This window comes from Streptomyces sp. NPDC059832, from assembly GCF_042731715.1.
Taxonomy (GTDB): Bacteria; Actinomycetota; Actinomycetes; order Streptomycetales; family Streptomycetaceae; genus Streptomyces.
In genome coordinates this window covers 67,836-85,850 of sequence record NZ_JBHWIY010000001.1, presented here as the reverse complement: position 1 = coordinate 85,850, position 18,015 = coordinate 67,836, and the positions used below count along the sequence as shown (strand labels likewise).

The window sequence follows — 18,015 nt, the reverse complement described above, 5'->3', positions numbered from 1 at the left end:
GGTCAGCTCTCTGCCGCAGAGGTGAGCGGCTGCGAGTTCTCCTGCTGAACGACGTGCCATGTGTACGGAGGTTGTCCGTGTTTGCTGTGCAATACCACCGCTATGGCGGTTCCGAGGTCCTTTGTGTCGAGGAGGTCGAAGAGCCGCACGCCGGGCCAGGTCAGGTCCGCATCGCGGTGCGTGCCACCGGCGTCACCCCTGCTGACTGGTACCTGCGCTCAGGGATGCTGCGGGACATCGCCACCGTGGACTTCCCCCATATACCCGGCATGGATGCCGCGGGAATCGTCGACGAGGTGGGAGAGGGGGTGACCGGCACCGCCGTGGGAGATGCGGTCTTCGGCCTCGTCCCCTTCGCGGATCAGGGAGGCGCCGCGGCCCAGTACGCCGTGCTGGAGGCGTGGGCGTCCAAGCCTCAGTCATGGTCTTTCGAGGAAGCGGGTGGCGCCGCGGGCAATATCGACACAGCCACACGTGTACTGGACGCACTGGAAGCCGCCGAAGGCATGACCTTGTTGATCGATGGTGCCGCCGGAGGCGTCGGCACCATCGCCGCGCAACTCGCCCAGGCCCGAGGCCTCACCGTGATCGGCACCGCGAGCGAAGGCAACCACGGCTTCCTCGACCAGCTCGGCGTCGTACCGCTCACCTACGGGGCGGGGCTGGCCGATCGCCTTGCCCCACTGGCTCCGCTCGGTGTCGATGTGGTTCTGGACGCGGCTGGTAAGGGCTCTCTTGCCGAACTGGTGGCCATCGTCGGCGACCCGCACCGCGTGGTGACCATCGCGGACTTCGACGCCGGCCGGCACGGAGTGCGGTTCTCCCGCTCCGAAGCCGGAGAGTCGCCGGGCTGGGCAGGACTACCGCTGGCGGCCGACCTCGCCGACCACGGCCGCCTCACCGTCCCGCTGCACGCCGTGTTCCCGCTGAAGGAGGCCGCCACAGCTCATGACGTCAGCGCCACCGGCCACGCGCGCGGCAAGATCGTAATCACCGTGCCCTGACACGGCGGACGCTGCGGCCCGCAACCAGCGGCCCGCAGCAGGGCGGCCACGGCTACGGTGGCCTTCGCCGGCACGACCTGGGCCGGACCGCACGCTGGCGCCGGCCACCACGGCTGTACCGACCCGAACCGCCATAGCCCGCACTGACCGGTGCCCGCCATCGGCCACTGATTCGTCGTCGGCGGCGTCCTTGTCGCGCAGGGGTCGCAGGTCGGGAAACTGGAAGGAGTAACGGCCTGGACCCCGGCGAAGTCCCGCCAGCCCCCCGTCTCCTGGATCTCCCCGGCTGCGTACGGGCCGTCCCGTCACGCTCGCCGTACTGTTCGGGACACGACGGGTCCGTGATCTCCAATTGCACCGCCAGATACCCGGCGACCTCCGCCGGCGCCTGCCGCAGGTCCGGCAGAAACCGGCCCAGCTACCGCACGCTCGTCAGCTGGACCGCGCCCTCCTCAGCCTGGGCCGTTCTCTGATCTGCTGGCGTCGGCTGGCTGGTTCACTGCCAGTAGTTCCTTTGCAATCGCGGACTCCACGCTACGAGGGGAAGGTCAGATCACAGTCTTTGAGCTCTGCTTCACGCCGACCAATGCGTCCTGGACCGACCCGATCGAGGCGCACTTCGGGCCGCCGCGGCAGTTCACCCTCGCCAACTCCAACCACCCCAACCACACCGTCCAAGCCCGCGCGCTGCACCTCTACCTGCACTGGCGCAACCAGAACGCTCGCCACCCCGACGCCCTGGCCGCCCAGCGGCGCGAACGCGCCCGAATCTGCAGCGAGAAAGGCATCCGCTGGGGTGGCCGCCCTCTCAACCCCGCGGCCTGACCGCCGCGCCGTGACCGTCGGCGATCTGACACGAGCGGCCTCGCCGCAGGAGAAAGCCCCGTCAGGGCTTCTCGGGTTTGCGGGCCAGCAGGCAGGCGTGCGGTCTGTTCACCCGTCCGCCAGGCTCCTGCTCCAGCCTCGCGGTGACGACGAGTCCGGCCTGCTCCAGCAGGCCGATCATGCGGTTCAGGGGCAGGAGATACGACTTGTAGGACACGGGATGGCCATAGCCCTGGGTCGGCTGCAGCCGTTCATCGCCGACATAGTCTCCCCAGAGCAGGTAGCCGCCGGGCGCGAGCGTGCGGTGGAATTCGGCGAACACCGCCGGCAGCCACTGCGGGGGAGTGTGGTGGGTGGAGTACCAGGCCAGGATGCCGCCGAGCTCGTCGTCCCTCATCTCCAGCGCGGTCATCGAGCCCGCGGTGAACCGCAGGTTCGGATAGGCGTGCCGGGCCAGCCCGATCATCTTCGGTGACAGATCGACGCCGAAGGCGGACACTCCCAGCCCGGCCAGGTGCGCCGTCACGCGGCCGGGGCCGCATCCCAGGTCCGCGACCGGCCCCAGACCGGCCGTCCGCACGAGTTCGGCGAACCCTGCCAGCATCGCGCGTGACAGCGGGTCCATCGCGGCTGGAGGCGGGACGCGTTCGACGTAATCGGCGGCGACCGTGTCGTACGACTCGCGGACGGCGGTCAGAAAGGAGGGCTCAGCCATGCGGGCGACCCTAGACCAGAGAACTGACAGGCCGTGTCACGACCTTGAGTTGACCTGCGCGACATCCACCGCCGCAGACACTCGGCCATCACACCACTCAGGTGATCGTTTCCGGTCGGAGCACTCTAGAACCGTGCCCGGGGGCGGGCGAGGCCACTGGGGGACTGCCGGTTCCCTCTGCGCCTACCGCTAGAGTGCGATGCTTGTTCGATTCGCCGTGAGGCGGAGGGGGAGGGGTTGTGAGCGCACAACTGAGAGACACTGCCGTTGAGTTGGCGGAGATCTTGTGGCGGGAACACGCCGTGTACCGGGAGCGGTCCGGCGGTGTGGTCATCCGGGGTGAGCATGTACGGCGGTGGATCAGCCTCGCTCCGGCGGGCGGCCGGGACGAGATCCTCGTACGCGCGGGGCGCATCCTGGACGGCGGCACCACCGCTCCGGCGCGTTCGGAGGCCGTGGTGCCCCTCTCCGCCACTACGGACGTGCTCGCCGCGACCTGCCGTCGCCTGCTCGCCGACGCGGCGGCCGACACGGCGCCGGTCGTGCCGCGGACAGCGTCCCGGCGGTCCAACCACTCCAGGAAGGCCGCGCGGCCCAAAGGCAGCGGGAAACACACCAGTTTCGGTTCATGGGTGATCCTCACCTGCGTCGCCGGTGTGATCGCCCTGTACGTCTACAGCACCGCGATGCACGGCTGAGCACGGTTTCTCGGATCTGCTGACGCGAGTGGGGTGTCGGGGCAGGCCGGCTTCATGAGCCGTGGGGATCTGACGAACACGGAGTTCGTGCCGTGAGGTGCTGTTGATTCGAGCGGAGGTGGGAGACCTTCGCCGCTGACCTGTCAGGACGAGGGCGAGGGCCGGCATCGCCCCTCGGCGACGAGGTGGATCGGCGTGGTGAATCCTCCGAGGCTCCGCCGGGAACGGGCGCTCCCGCAGGGAAGCTGAAGCTCTGGCTTTCGCCGCATGCGATGTGGCTACGTAGGTAAGAACGAGGAACGTATGTAGGTGGGTTTGGAGAGCGTTCTGGCCTCGGCGGTGGGTGACATGTCGGCGAGTCCTGGGAACGCTCCTTCAGCGTTCGGACCGGGCTCGCGATCGATGTGCTCCGTGAGGTGGAATGAGGGCGCTTGGCGTCGCAGGCAAGTATCAGAACTGGGGTGCGCGGTGGGGACGATACTCAAGGGCATGAGCCGCGTTCGGTGGCACGAGCTGACGCACGCGTACGGATCAGCGGAAGAGGTTCGGGCCGACTGTCACGGGTGGCGTGGGGCGATGCATTGACCAGCGCTTCAGCGTTGAGTGATCTTGGACTGTGGCTCGGTGGGCTGTCTGTCTTCGACGCGACTGCCGCGGCGGTTCCGTTTCTGTGGGATCTCGCGGTGACTGACTCTGTCGCCGGCCGCTCCGGCGTGGTCCAGCTGCTCCAGACGATCCTCGAACAGGCCAATCCTCCACGGATCGGCGTTCAATACGCGGCTCACCGAGCTGTGCTCGACGGCAGGATCCTGGCAGACAGGCTGGCCGGTGACGGGGATGTCGCCGTGCAGACACTGGCTCAGGACTTGGTGGCCGCGATCGACAACCACGTGTGCGAGGCCTGCCGTCCCGCCTGACCACAGGCCCGTTGCTGCTGTCCCGGCGACCGTCCACCGCACCGAGGAAGGCGCCGTAACGTGTCGTCAGCCGATGCTCTGCTGTTCGGCGCGCGCTCGGGTGCTGAACTGTCCGAACGCGAAGAAGACCTCGTTGCTGCCCGAGCAGCCAACCACCGGCTCATGGCCACCCTCGACACGCGATCATGAAGGGTGACCGAGCATTCAGTTGGCGAGTTGAGCGTTGTGGATGGCGGGCGAACTGGTCTCGCCCCGACACGCAAGCTCTCGCCGCCGCGCGGGCCTGAAGATGCGCGAGCTTGAGCGCAAATACAACGTGTCGTGGCGGACGGTCAAGAAGGCCGTGGACTCGGCCTGGCCGGACCCTACGAAGAAGCTGCCGCCGCGACGGACAGCGCTGGATCTGTACAAGCCGTTGATCGACGAGATGCTGCGGACGTATCTCGACGCGCCGCGCAAGCAGCGCCATACGATCACGCGGACCTCCACCGGCTCATCCCCGGGAACGGCCGCACGGCGCCGGACGTTGGGCCTTCATGGTGATGTTGTCGAGCCTTTTAGTCATGGCCGTGCTGGTGATGGTGCCGTTCCTGCTGGCTTCGGCCCGCTACATAGTCGTCCGTACCGGCCGGCCCGATTGGTTGCGCCATGCCCTAGTGGCCCGCACACCGCGTCATGGGCTGGGTGTGGGGGCCTCGGTCGCCGACGAGCTGCATGCGTTCCTCAACTCGGCAAAGCGCGTGGAGATCGAGCACCGGGTGGAGGAACAGGTCCTGAAGGACGACGCGCTGGACGGCGCGCCGCCCCGCATGGGGGTGGACCTGGAAGCCGGTACGGCGGTGGTCCGGCGGAAGCCGAAGCCCTGAGCACGGACCGACCGGGCACCGGCAGCATTCGCCGCCGGCCGACGGTCCGCTCCCAGGAAGATCATTAATGGCTGTACCGATGGTCCCAAGGCCGTGATCTCCTCTCACCACACTGCCCTATGAGCAGCCGGGCGACCTGCCCGGCGAGGCCACCGCCGTCACTTCTCGGGTTCTGGCTCACATTCCGTGAGGCGGTGACTGGCCGTCATCTGGAAGTTGTCTTCGCTCCGGCCCAGACGCCCAAACGCCTCCCGGAGTCGGCCCGGCCTATATCACGATCGCGACGGGGACAGTCAGCGAGAGGTCCCAGCCGATCACAGCGGTGAGCAGCACGCACAGCCACAGCGCCTGCGGCAGCGATGCCTACGACCGGGTCCTGGCCAACCCCGTGATCCACTCGTCCCTGACGACACCACCACCGCCCCAGGCGCCTGCATGTACACCTGATGACTGATGCCCCCCGAACCAATTGACCGATCATCACACTTTGAGAGTATGTGTTGAAAGCCTTGGCTATCAGGGTAAATCTGAATCGACTCATCGTCTCCGGCCCAAAGGCGAGTTGGTCTCCATCGTCCGATTCACGCGGCGATGCGGCTCTCGGCTGCACGAGACATGGGCGGCATCCCGCTTCGCGAACAAGGGGTACGCCATGTCTGTTCTGACCGATGCTCGCTCAATTCCGCAGAGTGAGACGCGTTTCTCGCTGACCGCGTTTTCCGCCGCCGTGATTCCGGTTGGTGGCAATCCCCTGGGTGTGGCTCTCACGCCCGGCGGGACACGCGCCTATGTGGCCAACAGGTCGTCGAACGCGGTCAGCGTGATCGACACCGCCACCAACACCGTCACCGCAACCATCCCTACAGGCGCGGGGCCCACGCTCCTGGCGATAGCACCTGACGGGGCCCACGTCTACGTGAGCGTGGCCGACGCTGCGCTGCTCAGCGTGATCGACACAGCGACGAACACCGTCACCGCAAGCGTCGCGGTGGGGGCGGGAGCCACGGGCGTGTCGGTCACCCCGGACGGGGCCCGCGTCTATGTGGCGAACCAGAACGCGAGCACGGTCAGTGTGATCGACACCGCCACCAACATCGTCATCGCGACCATCGCGGTGGGCAATGGGCCGACCGGTGTGACGGTCACTCCGGACGGCGCCCACGTCTACGTGGGCAACCTCGCCAGCAACACCATCAGCGTGATCGACACCGCCACCAACACCGTCACCACCACCATCAGCGGGCTCAACGGACCCGCTGTTGTGGGGATCACCCCGGACGGCGCCCACGGCTACGTCAGCAACAACGGCAGCGACACCGTCACCGTGGTCGACATCGCGACAAACACCATTACTGGCAGCATCGTGGTGGGCGACCAGCCGCGTTTCGTGACCATCAGCCAGAACGGCGCCCACGTCTACGTGGCGAACTACGGCTCCAACACCGTCAGTGTGATCGACACCGCCACCAACACGCTCGCCGGGAACCTGCGCGTCGGGGCAGGCCCCACCGGCGTCGCCGTCACCCCGGACGACTCCCGCCTCTACGTGACCAACACCGACTCTGGCACGGTCAGCGTCATCCCCCTGACCTTGATCCCCAACGAGGGAAGCATCGCGGGCGGCACCATCGTGACCATCAACGGCCACAACCTCGCCAACGCCACCGCCGTCCACTTCGGCACCGCCAGCGCCACCATCCTAACCAACACCGCGACCTCGATCACCGTCGTCAACCCTGCCGGGTCCGGGGTGGTCCCCGTGACGGTCACCACCCCCGGCGGCACCGGCTTCCTGGGGGACTTCATCTACTTCCCAGCCCCCCAGGTCAACGACGTCAGCCCCACCGAAGGCCCCTCCGACAGCGGCAACACCGCCGTCATCACCGGCTTCAATCTCGCCGGCGCGATCTCCGCCTCCTTCGGCCCCAACCCCGTCGCCATCCAGTCCGCCACGGACACCCAGCTCACCGTCACTGTCGACCCCGTCCAGAACCCGGGCACCGTCCCGGTCACCGTGACCACCCCCGGCGGAACCGCCGCCGGCCCCGATTACACCTACTGGCCCCAGCCGACCATCACCAACGTCACCCCCAACACCGCGTCGACCAGCGGCGGTACCCCCGTCACTCTCACGGGCACCGACCTCACCACCACGCAACAAGTCACCTTCGAGAACGTCCCCGCCGACTTCTCCGTCATCTCCGACACCCAGATCACCGCCGTCGCCCCACAACAATCCCCAGGCCAGAACATCACCATCTCGGTCACCACCGCCGGCGGCAGCAACTCCTGGAACTCCTTCACCTACCAGGACAACCCATCCATCTGAAAGCAAGTCAGACAGCCTCCCGAGCCCCGCCGCAAAGCGCCCAGCCCCGGCACGGCGGCCCGCGCGCTCACCCCGGCAAGAGGGATGGCACGGAGCTCGGGACGATGGCTGAAGTCGAGGCTGACCCGGCGCGGCGCGAGTTCCTGGACGGATTCCCGGAGGGGTTCGGGCTCCTTCAGGATGTGGCCTGAGCTGTGCTTCACGAGTAGAGCAGGACGCGCTTGCGGAGCAGGTCAAAGCCTGCGCGGCCGAACATCTGGCGCTTGAGCATCTTTATCCGGTTGACATGGCCTTCGACGACACCGGAACTCCAGGGCAGGGTGAGGCCGGCGATGACCGCGTCGCGGTCACGATTGATGCCTGCGGCGAGGGTATGGAGGCTGGGTAAGTCGTCCCGCAGGACAGCGTCGAGCCACTGCGGCAGCCGCTCGCCCTGGCGCTCGGTGAGCATCTGCGCGAAGGAGCGGACGTGGCCGGTGAGGGCGTCCAGTTCAGGGCAGTGGACCAGAACGGCCTTGAGCCGAAGGTGCTCGGTCTCGGTGAGGGTCTCCGGCCGGCGGAGGATCCATCCGGCGACGACGTGGGGTGACGGTGGCCGAGCCGTGACGAGGCCGGGTGAGAGGCGCTTCTCCCGGAAGTAGGCGCGAACACGCTGGTAGCTGCCCCGGTAGCCGAGCGGCACAATCTCCTCCCACGCTGTCCAGGCGTTGGTGCAGCCCTGGTTCCAGCGGTCATCCAGGTAGGGCTTGAACGCGTCGAGCTTGGACGGTCGGCCCTGCCATTGCCCGTGGAAGAGGTCTTCCGGGGTGGCTGCGTCGGCGAAGAGCTTGACGGTGCGGGAGGTCATGCGGAGCTGGCGGCCGACCGCCCTCCGGCTGTGCCCGGCAGCCAGCAGTTCGTGGACGATCGCGTGCTTGGCGCGGTGCGGTCAGCGAAACGGTGTCCGGTGGGCCAGGGCGAGCCGGTCAGGTCTTCGACCTTCTCGGGCTCAGGCTCGGGCTGGGCGGGATCGGGTGCCAGGACCCGCAGGCAGCCGCGGTGGTCGGCGACGCAGCGCTCGGCGGCCTCGCTCAAGTTGTGCCACAGGGTACTGGTGGGCCGTCGGCGAGGTGCCTGCTGAGCAGGCCCTTTTCCAACGGCCCCCAGCCCGAACGACGCATGCGACTTTCGCCGCACGTCGCTCTCCAGTGACTACTCCGAACCGCCGCCGGGGGTGGTGACCGAACAGGCGGCCGGCCATCGGCTCCACCGACTTGCGCCCGCCGTCCAGCAGCAAACCCCGCAGATAGACCCCGCCCCACCGCCGCTGATCCGCCCGCGCGAACGGCTCGAACATCTCCGCCGCGAAGTCCTCCAGATCACACCGGACCGCAGCCAACTCCCCACTCAGCACGTCTTGTCAACGACACGACCCATCAAGAAGACACGCCATCACGGACCGCACATGACCAAGCCCTACTAGGCGAGCGCCGGCGCCCGCGTGAACCGTCTGTGTGCCGAGGCCGTGCCGCCCGAAGTGGGCGCCGAGAGGGTCGCAGGGTCGTCATCGCCCCTCAACAGGGCGATGAGGGAGGCTCGGGCTCGTGCGACGCGTGAGCGGACCGTGCCGATGGGACAGCCGATGGCCTCGGCGGCCTCGGCGTAGGGCAGCCCCAGCAGCTGGGTGAGGACGAAGGCGTCCTTCCGCTCGTCCGGGATGGCGGCGAGGAGCTCGGCGAGCGCCACGCCGTCCTCGAAGCCGGGCAGACCCTGGGGCTGGGCGTGCTCTGCCTCGGCCTGCCAGTCGTCGCGGTCGGAGAGGCGGGGGCGTGTGGCCGCGTACCGGAGGCTGTCGACCACCGTCCGGCGGGCTATCGACAGCAGCCAGGTGCGGGCCGAGGAACGCCCCTGAAAGCGCGGTAGCGCGGCGAGCGCGCGGAGGAACACCTCCTGGGTGAGGTCGTCGGCGGCCTGTCGATCGGCGCTGAGGTACGCCACATAGCGCCAGACGTCGTGGTGCAGGGCGCGGACGAAGAGGTCGGCTTTGGCCAGGTCGCCGTCCCTGGCCGCCAGCGCGAGCCGTGTCGTCGCCGCGTCGGTGTCGGCCTCTGGCCCGTACGTCGATCGGGAGGTTCTCGTCGAGGCCTGACAGAGGGTGTCGTGGGCAGGAGTCATCGCCACAAGTCCTTAAGAGGCAAAGGGAATCCGGCGGAGCGCGGTTCAGGCAGGCGCCGCGCCGGTGACTGGTACGGCCGGCCGCGACCCGGTGGGGGCGGCAGGACCGATGCCCGAGCGACGGTGCTGTGCCGTCGAGCTCGGGGAGCCGGCTGTCAGAGGACAGCGAGTGCCTGAGGAGGACCCCGGGAGATGACCGAATGGGCGAGGAGAAGCTGCCGCGGAGCGCGCTCGTCACCGGCCCGCACCAGCCGGACGCGAAGCCGGTTCCGAACGACGGGGACGAAGACTGCGAACAGCAGACACAGGGGGCGGAAGAGCCGCAGAGGCGCGATGCGCAGGAAGCGGAACGCCGCCCGCTCGCCGTGTGCCATCCACAGCCCGCTCAGGAGCGCCGCCAGAAAGTGTGCCGACAGCATGCCGAAGGACGACGACATCTCTGCCATGTCGTGTGCGGAAGCCGCCTCGGTGAGCACCGCGCCGGACGGGGACGAGCCCCCGTGGCCCATGGCCGCATGCGACATGTGCGCGTGCGCCGCATGTGCGTTGTCCATCGGCATCGGAGTGCGGACAGGGGGCGCGGATACGGCGACAGCCGCCGACTGGGACCAGGAGAACACCGCGTGGAGCGCGCTCTGCACGACCACGGACATCGCCGTGACAGCCAACAGTCCGCGTTCGCGTCCTGCGAGTGCCCAGGCAACCGCCACGGTGACGGCGAAGGCGAGTAACAGTGTCCAGGCGGGCACGCCCTGGCCCGACATCAGAATGTGGCCGGTGGCCGCGAGCAGCACACAGACGGCCGCGAACATCGCGGCCCGCACTCCTCGCGAACATCGGCCTGGTGTCATGGCGCGCCCATCCTTGCACCCCTCCCGGAGGCATGAGGGCGGGTACAGCGCCGTCATGAGGCCGCCCCTCGACCTGCCGGGACATGAGTACGCGACTGCGGCGCGTCCCACAAGAGTGCCCCGGGAACTTCCGGCACGGGCGCGACGACCCTCGAAGGCGACGACGTTCGGCCGGACGTAGACCGCGGGAGGGAGTACGAAGTGAGGACCGCGGGCACAGCGGTGGAGGAACCTGCAGATACGGGAAAAGGGACAGCCCGAAGACGTGCTGCTGGACGAGTTGGTGGTCCCCACTGCTCGCGAGCAGCTCGCTGCCGCGCCGAGGGAACCGCCCAGAAGCAACCGCGCCCGTGCCTCTCGCCGAGTCGGACGGAAGAGACATCGAGTTCCCGCGCCATGGCGGGAACCGGAGGGCACCGCGGTCCGACCTCCTCTCCGTCGCCCCTTCTTCGGAACAGGAGCCCCACATGAACCGCAGGCAGATACTCAGCGCCGCCACCGCCCTCAGCGCCACGGGCGCACTCGCCGGCACGGCCACCATCCCCGCGTCCGCTGCCGAGGAGGCCGGACCGACGGGGCCGCTGCGCGTCCATGTGGTGATGTACGACGGTGTCGAGGAACTGGACTTCGCCGCCCCGTACGAGGTCTTCTCGGCAGCCGGGTTCTTCACCCCGCGCCCGGTCGAGGTCCGCTACGTGTCGGCCACCGGAGCCCGCACGGTGACCGCTGCCTACGGCACGGTGATCCGGGGCATACACCACTGGGCCCCGGACGCGGCGGACATCCTCGTCGTCCCCGGCGGCGGCTACGCACGTCGCGACAGCCCCGGCGTCTGGGCCGAGATCGACCGCGGCACCTTGCCCCGAGCCCTTGCCGCCGCCACCCGCCCCGGCCTCACCATCAGCGCCCTGTGCACCGGCGTCATGCTCCTCTCCGCCGCCGGCCTCACCCATGGCCGCCCCTGCACCACCCACAACAAGGCCAAGCCCGACCTGGAGCGGCAGGGCGGTCTCCTCAAGAACGCCCGCGTCGTGGACGACGGCGACCTCGTCACCGCCGGCGGCATCACCTCCGGCCTCGAACTCGCCCTGTGGCTCAGCCGCCGCGAACTCGGCGCCGACGCCGCGACCGACCTGGAGACCATGCTGGAGTACGAGGCCCGCGGCACCGTCTGGACAGCAGGGTAGGGGGACGCGAAGCCGGCCGATACGGAGAGACTCGGCCCGACCGGATATGAACGCTCGGAGCCGGACACCTGAACGCTCAGAGAATGAGCTCGTCCCGTACAGGTGGAGCCCGTGTTGCCGCAGTTCGTCGGGCCTGCGAGCTTCAGGCACCAGGGCCGAGTCGCGTTGGCCGGGGCTGCGGTGTGGGCCGGGACTGCCGTGCGGGTGAGGCCCCCGTGTGGCACCTGCCGAGCAGGGTGGCCGAACGGAATAGTTATCCACGAACGCAAGATCGGATTCAGGGTGCAGACCTGGAAGGATGCGTCGTGGACAATTCTTTGCTGGCCCAGATCGAAGCAGCTGTCGGCAGGGGGAAGGTTGTCGTCGCGGCGGACGACGACGCAGTCGTGGCCCTTGTGCAGGAGACCATCAAGAGCGGCAGAACCGCTTCCTTCTACCTGTCGCGTGAGCAGGCCCGCACTCTCCGGGACCTGCACTGGACGCCCGATCTCGTCAAGGCCTCCCGGCTCGAACCGGTGTCGGCCGAGGAGAGGGCGCGGATCGAGTCCGAGCTGGGGATCGCGGACATCGGCGCCTTCCGGTTCGGCCGCTTCACGTGCAAGCAGGGCCACGAGTTCGGCGCGTTCGACTTCCTGCAGCACGGGATCCGGGAACACGGGACGGACACGGTGAAGGCGATCTTCGAGCTGAAGAACGCGGCCTTCCTCCGCGTCAACCCGTACTTCGCCGTCAACTGCGCCACCTGCGATCAGCCGATGGAAGGGGGCATCACGTACGAGGGCGACACCTACGCCGGGTGCTCCTACCCGGACCCGCCGGTCTGCGTGTAGCCGGCTCCGGTCTCCGTAGCCCGGTCGACCTCGCGGGCAGCCTGGCGGGCATGCTCGTCATCCTCGGCGAGGACGACCGCCGGAGTGATGTCCCCGACTGGTTTCGACCGCCTCCGTGGCCCAGGGAAGCGGACCGGAGCCACGGAGGAGTTCCCCGCTCAAGGTGTGGCAGGAGATGGCAAGGCGCGGCCGGGCGCGGCCGGGCGCGGCCGGGCCACACTGCCCGTAACCCGTAGTCCGATCCTTGCGCGAGGCGGGTGTGATCGCATCACGGAGACGCCGTCCGCGGTCAACCCAGCCGCACGGGCGGGGCCCCGCAGGCTCTCCCGCGCGGGGCCCCGCCGCCCGCTCACGACGGTCGTGCCCCGGGCTCGGTGACGACGGACTCCTCGCCGGTCCGGCGCACGACCTCCTCGCCGGTCCGGCGCACGACCAGCGCTTGCACGCCTTGAGAGCAGGTCCGACTCGTGCTCGTCGGCTGGCTGGGGGTGCGTAATCGATGGAGCATAAGGGGTATATGGGTGTGCGACGTTCGTGGGATCACCTCCTGGAGCCCCCATCAGGCCGTGGTCTGGTGGCGATCCCGTTCGTGCTGATCGTGACGATCACCGTGCTGGATATCTACACCGGTCGCCATGTCCAGCTGGGCCCCCTGCTGGTCATCGCGCCCGCTCTGACCGCCTCCCTCGCCGGGACACGGCTCACCGCTCTCGCCGGGGTCCTGGCAGTGGCGGCCCAAGTGTTCATCGCTGTCTTCCTCGGCGCACTGACCACGTCCAACCGCATGGCGCAGATCATCGCGCTGACCGTGCTCTCCGCCCTGGTGGTCTTCATGCGGTTTGTGCGGGAGCGGCGCGATCGGGCGCTGAGCCTGGCACGCTCCGTGGCGGAGGCGGCTCAGCGGGTTCTGCTTCGGCCTCCGCCACGCCGGATCGGGCCGTTGCAGGTGGCATGGCTGTATATGTCCGCGCAGGACGAGGCCGAGATCGGGGGTGATCTGTTTGCGTTCGCCCGCGCCGCGCATGACGCGACCCGGGTGGTCATCGGCGATGTCCGGGGCAACGGGCTGGCCGCCATCGGTGAGGCCTCGCTGGTGCTGGGGGCATTCCGTGAGGGCGCTCACCGGTATGCCACCCTCCCCGAGCTGGTAACTGCCCTCGAAGACAGCGTCTCCCGGAACCTGGAGGACGTGGCGGACACCGAGCACGACCCCGGCGAGCACTTCATCACCTGTCTCGTCCTGGAGATCCCCGACGACGCCCCGCCGGCCGCCGGGATGATCAACTGCGGGCATCCCCCGCCTCTGCTGGTGCACGATCAGCAGGTCACGGTCCTGCATGCCCGGCAGCCGCTGCCTCCGCTGGGCGTGAGCGCACGACCGATCGCGGACGACCACATCGACCCGTTCACTTTTACATGCGGTGACATGCTCGTCCTCTACACCGACGGAGTCATCGAAGCCCGCTCGCCGTCCGGAGCGTTCTACCCGCTCGCCGAACGAGTCGCCTCCTTCCCCACCACCAGCCCCGATACTCTGCTGCACCACATCCACCGCGATCTGCTCGCCCACATCGGCGGCCACCCCGCCGACGACGTCGCCCTCCTGATCATCGAATGCGCCCCGTCCCACCGGCCGCACCTCACACCCCATCCCCTGGGTCACTACCGGCACCACCTCAATGGATCGCCACCGCCCCCGGGCCGCTGAACCAAAGATCCGGGCGACCCCGGCGGGTGGGTGGTGTCAGGCCCATTCCGCACCGAGCCCTGTGACCTGCGCCCGCTCGCGCAGAACGGGGCGACCGGCAGTTCCGGGAGGGCAGCGCGCTCGCCGAAGCAGTCGGCGGGCCGGCCGTTGCGGCCCCCGCGCATCCCGCCCCGATCAGCGGGTCCCGTGTGCGCCCCCGTTCACGTGCAGCACCTGGCCTGTGATGTGACGGGCCCCGGGGGAGGCCAGGAAGGCGACCGTGGTCGCGATGTCCGTGGGAGTACCGGCGCGGCCCGTCGCCGTGGCGGAGACGAGGGCGGTGCGGCGGGTGTCCGGGAGGCCGTCGCGGAAGAACTCCGTGTCGGTGATGTAGCCGGGCGAGACGACGTTCGCGGTGATGCCGCGCGGGCCGAGCTCGCGGGCCAGATCCAGGTTCCAGGTGGCGAGCCCCGCCTTGGCGGCCCCGTAGGAACCGGCGCCCTGGTCGGCGGCGATCGAGCCGATGTGGACGACCGCGCCGCCGGGGGCGAGCCGTTCGTGCAGCGCCCTCGTGGTCAGTGCGGCACTCACCAGGTTCGCGTCCAGATTGGCGCGGAAGTTCCGGGCGTATGCGGCCAGGTCCATCGCTCCATCGTTGTCGAAGTCGGTGTTCCCGCCCGCGTTGTTCACGAGGACGTCGATCCGGTCCGGCAGCTCCGACAGGAGGGCGGTGAGCGCCCGGGGGTCGGTGTGGTCGCACACCAGCGCGCGGACGCCGGACTCCGCTGCCAGTTCATGGAGCGGACCGGGGCGGCGACCGGTGACGATCACCATCTCGTCCTGATCCGCGAAGAGCCGGGCGGTCGCCCGGCCGATGCCCGTACCGCCACCGGTGACCATGATGGTGCGTGTCATATGCTGACTCCGATTCTTCTCCATTGAGGTCTAAATTTAGATCTAAACGTACAGGTGGGAGTGAGGCTGTGGCAAAGGAACCCTTGACGACGAACGGCGAGGACGGTGCGGGGCGCGATTCCGCGCAGGACATCGCCGCCGCATGGGAGCGCGAGCGCCCTGGTACTCCGGCCGACTCGATCGGGATCGTCACGCCCATCTGGCAGCTCGCCAAGCTCTTCGGCGACGACCGGCGCCGGGTGCTGGCACGTGCCGGGGTGGACTCCGCGACTCTCGACCTGCTCAGCGTTCTGCGCCGCAGCGGCCCTCCGTACACCCTGAGCACCCGCGAACTCGGGCGGCGTGCCCTGGTCACGGCGGGAGCCATCTCCCAACGGGTGGCCCGCGCCGAGCGGGAAGGGCTGGTGACCCGGCAGCCCGGTACCGGGCGCCCCCGCACCGTCCAGATCGCCCTGACAGGGGCCGGGCACGATCTTGTCGAGGCCACTGTGGACCAAGTACTCCTACGTGAGGCCGAGTTGATCGGAGGGCTCGCCCCCGACCAGCGGAACAGGCTGACGGAACTGCTCCACCTCCTGCTGACGGATGTGCAGCAGCGCATCGGCGACGACCGCATCACCCAGGTGGGCGGCGAGGAGTGACCCACGACGGGATGCCGGGCAGCACGCAAGGGTGGTCGGGACGCGAAGTCATCCGGTGAGAGTCCCAGTCCCACACGTCCACCCGCCCCTTTCGGTGGCTTCCATTCCGTAGGCGCTCTTGGACCGCCTCGGTTCGGTCGGTCCGAGCCGCTGGGCGCACGGGCTGAGTATGGGCTCGGGCGGAGATGAGCATCTGGGCCCATGCCGGGGTGTTGTCGGCGCGGTGAGGATCGTTCGTACCGCGCAGGGAAGGAATCCGATGAACCCCAGCACCTACGCCCGCCTGTACGGCCCCCCGCAGCTGGCGCCGCGCCCCAGGCGGACCGGCGTCGCCGTGATGGCCTGGATGCTATGGACACTCAACGTGGCGTCGCTGGCCTGGCTGACGTTCCTCGTGGCGCTGACCGCGCTCTGGGGCGCCGCGGAAGGGACAGCAGTGGGCGGCTTCGTCCTGCAGTTCGTGCTGATCGTCACCGGCGCCGCCGTCGCCCTGACCGCTCTGGCCTTCGCCCCCGGAGTGCGCCGCCTGCACTGGGCGGGCCGTCTGCTCCTCACCGGCGCCCTGGCCTGCCCGGTCACCACCGGCCTCGCGATCGGGTCCTGGATCCATGTTGGCTGAAACACCGAGCTCGTCCCGGAAGACAGCAGCGGCGAGGAGCACAGCGCGCCGGGCGTCCCCGCGCCGCTCCTGTTCCGCCCGTTCTACCGCGCATGCCAAGGGCGCCGAAGTCGGTGCGGCGTTGTTGGGTGAGTTGTCGGCGCGTTTGCGGGTGCTGTCGAGCCAGGTCCCGAGCCTGGCTACGACGGGCCCGTCGGCTCCGTCCTCCTGACGGCCTCCCGGAGCATCTCCCGGCTCGGTGAGTCGGAAGCAGCGTTGCCACCCTGCATCCCAGGCCGGGCGCTCGCGCCCACGCCCGCCACCACGATGTCCTGGCCGCCGACCGCAAGGAACGTGCCCGCATCCGCAGTGAGAAGGGCATCTGCTGGGGCGGGCACCTTCTCAAGGCCGTTGTTTGATCCGGCCTGATCCAAACGAAAGACCCTAGTGGGGGTCCTTACGCATGCACCACGTGCGAGGGCCGTTGTCGGGGAGCAAGATCTCGGCTGTGACCTCGAAGCCGAGGCGCTCGTAGAATTTCACGTTCCGCTCGCTGGAGGTCTCCAGGAATGCCGGGTACCCGGCGTGTGCAGCCGCCTCGATGCCGGGGACGAGCACTGCACTGCCAAGGCCCTGCCCCTGGGCTTCAGGGGCGACTCCTACCGTGTTGAGGAACCACGCCGGCTCTTGCGGCCGGTACGGTGCGACGGCCTGCTCCGCGGACTCATATGCAGCCGCCCGGTCACCGGCGAGGTCGCCGAGCAACGGGCCGACCTCAGCAAAAGCGGGCGAAGGGTCCTGGTCAGGAGTGGCCCAGACAGCGACAGCGCGGCCCTCGTCCGCAACCCACACGCGCCCGTACACCATCCCGACGCGAGTCAAGCAGAGCTCTTGGAAGCGCTGGATCCGGTCCTCGTGGTCGTCTGCGGCGACCACGTGCCGGGTGTAGGGGTAGTCGGCGAAGGCCCGGGTCAGGGTCTCGACGGCGGCTGGGATGTCGACATCGGTGATGGGGCGTACGACGGGGGCGTTCTGGTTGTGCGGCATGCTGGTTGAACGGCCTTGCCAGGAGATGAGTTCCCGGGAGTATCTGCACGCGGCGGCTTCGGGAGAAGAGTCGACCGGCTTGGCTGATGTCCGGTGCTGTGGCCGGAGAGCTCTGCCGGCGCGGTGTGCGGAGAGCTGGGCGGCGACCAGGAGGTCGTCCAGCTCTTGTTCGCCCAGGACGAGCCGTACACGTCCGGACAGGACGTACAGCCACTCGTACCCCTCATGTGTGCACGGCTCGGGCCGGTTCTGGGCGGCCGGGATGACCGACTTCCATGCCTGCAAGGGGCCCGGTCGGTTGGTCAGCGGAATCAGGGTCCGGCCGTTGCGCACGCGTGGTCTGCTGTGGATCCGGGGGTCGCCGACCTCGGGTGCCCCGATCAGCTCGTCCAGCGGCAGTTGGTGGGCCTGCGCGATCGGCAGCAGCATGTCGAGGCTTGCGCGGCGCTGGCCGGATTCCAGCCTCGAAAGTGTGCTCGTGGAGATCCCCGTGGCCTCGGCCAGTGCGGACAGGGTCACGCCGCGCTCCGTACGGATGTGTCGGAGCCGCGCGCCGACCTGCGCCAGCGTGGCGGCAACGGGGGACCGGCATGGAATCTCTTCGATCCCCGCCTTCGTGGTCTACGCAGACGGCACCCCTGCAAAGGCATGGACGGGGGCTGCCCCGAAGCCACTCCTGGAACGCAACCTCAGGCCCTTCCTTTGCTGAGCTCCGGCGGGCACCACGCACTCGACGCGGCAGAGCCAGGCC

The 18,015-nt window shown here is 68.9% G+C and carries 17 protein-coding genes and 2 pseudogenes; 11 read left to right on the top strand and 8 right to left on the bottom strand.

All coding sequences use genetic code 11. From position 1 onward, the window contains the following. Nucleotides 1–77: 77 nt before the first annotated feature. Together ACFV8T_RS00390 and ACFV8T_RS00385 are read left to right on the top strand one after the other, a co-directional pair. Entirely contained in the window at nucleotides 78–1,004 is a 927-nt protein-coding gene (locus tag ACFV8T_RS00390) for an NADP-dependent oxidoreductase (RefSeq protein WP_385322900.1), read from the top strand. Between the two features lie 564 nt (nucleotides 1,005–1,568). Then, nucleotides 1,569–1,829: pseudogene (locus tag ACFV8T_RS00385) on the top strand (IS630 family transposase); the annotation flags it as partial. A gap of 61 nt (nucleotides 1,830–1,890) precedes the next feature. Here ACFV8T_RS00385 and ACFV8T_RS00380 read toward each other — a convergent pair. Then, complete coding sequence (locus ACFV8T_RS00380) at nucleotides 1,891–2,544, bottom strand: class I SAM-dependent methyltransferase (protein ID WP_385322898.1); 654 nt, start codon at nucleotides 2,542–2,544, stop codon at nucleotides 1,891–1,893. 281 nt (nucleotides 2,545–2,825) lie between these two features. On the opposite strand from ACFV8T_RS00380, the gene ACFV8T_RS00375 reads away from it, so the two are divergent. The 4 genes from ACFV8T_RS00375 (at nucleotide 2,826) to ACFV8T_RS00360 (ending at nucleotide 7,354) form a co-directional block, all read left to right on the top strand. Beyond that, nucleotides 2,826–3,242: a hypothetical protein gene (locus tag ACFV8T_RS00375; protein ID WP_385323612.1), complete on the top strand. Its 417-nt coding sequence runs from the start codon at nucleotides 2,826–2,828 to the stop codon at nucleotides 3,240–3,242. 563 nt (nucleotides 3,243–3,805) lie between these two features. Then, nucleotides 3,806–4,159, top strand: coding sequence for a hypothetical protein (locus tag ACFV8T_RS00370; RefSeq protein ID WP_385322896.1), 354 nt, complete (start codon nucleotides 3,806–3,808; stop codon nucleotides 4,157–4,159). 563 nt (nucleotides 4,160–4,722) lie between these two features. Then, complete coding sequence (locus tag ACFV8T_RS00365; RefSeq protein ID WP_385322894.1) at nucleotides 4,723–5,025, top strand: DUF6191 domain-containing protein; 303 nt, start codon at nucleotides 4,723–4,725, stop codon at nucleotides 5,023–5,025. Nucleotides 5,026–5,677: 652 nt separating this feature from the next. Then, entirely contained in the window at nucleotides 5,678–7,354 is a 1,677-nt protein-coding gene (locus tag ACFV8T_RS00360; protein ID WP_385322892.1) for an IPT/TIG domain-containing protein, read from the top strand. A 199-nt stretch (nucleotides 7,355–7,553) separates the two neighbouring features. Here ACFV8T_RS00360 and ACFV8T_RS00355 read toward each other — a convergent pair whose 3' ends face one another. From ACFV8T_RS00355 to ACFV8T_RS00340, 4 genes are all read right to left on the bottom strand, one after another. Beyond that, nucleotides 7,554–8,201 (bottom strand): transposase, encoded by a 648-nt coding sequence (locus ACFV8T_RS00355; protein WP_385322890.1) that lies wholly within the window; start codon nucleotides 8,199–8,201, stop codon nucleotides 7,554–7,556. A 141-nt stretch (nucleotides 8,202–8,342) separates the two neighbouring features. Continuing rightward, nucleotides 8,343–8,690: a transposase gene (locus ACFV8T_RS00350; RefSeq protein ID WP_385322889.1), complete on the bottom strand. Its 348-nt coding sequence runs from the start codon at nucleotides 8,688–8,690 to the stop codon at nucleotides 8,343–8,345. Between the two features lie 122 nt (nucleotides 8,691–8,812). Then, complete coding sequence (locus ACFV8T_RS00345; protein WP_385322887.1) at nucleotides 8,813–9,508, bottom strand: sigma-70 family RNA polymerase sigma factor; 696 nt, start codon at nucleotides 9,506–9,508, stop codon at nucleotides 8,813–8,815. A gap of 155 nt (nucleotides 9,509–9,663) precedes the next feature. Then, a complete protein-coding gene (locus tag ACFV8T_RS00340) occupies nucleotides 9,664–10,320 on the bottom strand; it encodes a hypothetical protein (protein WP_385322885.1) in 657 nt (218 codons plus the stop codon). A gap of 506 nt (nucleotides 10,321–10,826) precedes the next feature. On the opposite strand from ACFV8T_RS00340, the gene ACFV8T_RS00335 reads away from it, so the two are divergent. The 3 genes from ACFV8T_RS00335 to ACFV8T_RS00325 all read left to right on the top strand — a co-directional run bounded on the left by ACFV8T_RS00335 (nucleotide 10,827) and on the right by ACFV8T_RS00325 (nucleotide 14,084). Then, the gene (locus tag ACFV8T_RS00335; protein ID WP_385322883.1) at nucleotides 10,827–11,546 is read left to right on the top strand and encodes a DJ-1/PfpI family protein; all 720 of its coding nucleotides are present in this window, start codon (nucleotides 10,827–10,829) and stop codon (nucleotides 11,544–11,546) included. 305 nt (nucleotides 11,547–11,851) lie between these two features. Then, a complete protein-coding gene (locus tag ACFV8T_RS00330) occupies nucleotides 11,852–12,376 on the top strand; it encodes a hypothetical protein (protein WP_385322881.1) in 525 nt (174 codons plus the stop codon). Nucleotides 12,377–12,950: 574 nt separating this feature from the next. Continuing rightward, on the top strand, nucleotides 12,951–14,084 hold the full coding sequence (locus tag ACFV8T_RS00325; protein ID WP_385322879.1) for a PP2C family protein-serine/threonine phosphatase: 1,134 nt from the start codon (nucleotides 12,951–12,953) through the stop codon (nucleotides 14,082–14,084). Between the two features lie 174 nt (nucleotides 14,085–14,258). Here ACFV8T_RS00325 and ACFV8T_RS00320 read toward each other — a convergent pair whose 3' ends face one another. Then, nucleotides 14,259–14,978, bottom strand: coding sequence for an SDR family NAD(P)-dependent oxidoreductase (locus ACFV8T_RS00320; protein WP_385322878.1), 720 nt, complete (start codon nucleotides 14,976–14,978; stop codon nucleotides 14,259–14,261). Nucleotides 14,979–15,061: 83 nt separating this feature from the next. On the opposite strand from ACFV8T_RS00320, the gene ACFV8T_RS00315 reads away from it, so the two are divergent. Together ACFV8T_RS00315 and ACFV8T_RS00310 are read left to right on the top strand one after the other, a co-directional pair. Continuing rightward, nucleotides 15,062–15,619, top strand: a complete 558-nt coding sequence (locus tag ACFV8T_RS00315) for a MarR family winged helix-turn-helix transcriptional regulator (RefSeq protein WP_385322876.1) — start codon at nucleotides 15,062–15,064, stop codon at nucleotides 15,617–15,619. Nucleotides 15,620–15,878: 259 nt separating this feature from the next. Continuing rightward, nucleotides 15,879–16,238, top strand: coding sequence for a hypothetical protein (locus tag ACFV8T_RS00310; protein ID WP_385322874.1), 360 nt, complete (start codon nucleotides 15,879–15,881; stop codon nucleotides 16,236–16,238). A 423-nt stretch (nucleotides 16,239–16,661) separates the two neighbouring features. On the opposite strand, the gene ACFV8T_RS00305 is transcribed toward ACFV8T_RS00310, so the two are convergent. Together ACFV8T_RS00305 and ACFV8T_RS00300 are read right to left on the bottom strand one after the other, a co-directional pair. Further along, nucleotides 16,662–17,264, bottom strand: a complete 603-nt coding sequence (locus ACFV8T_RS00305) for a GNAT family N-acetyltransferase (RefSeq protein WP_385323609.1) — start codon at nucleotides 17,262–17,264, stop codon at nucleotides 16,662–16,664. 159 nt (nucleotides 17,265–17,423) lie between these two features. Further along, a pseudogene (locus tag ACFV8T_RS00300) lies at nucleotides 17,424–17,861 on the bottom strand (helix-turn-helix domain-containing protein); the annotation flags it as partial. Nucleotides 17,862–18,015: the final 154 nt, after the last annotated feature.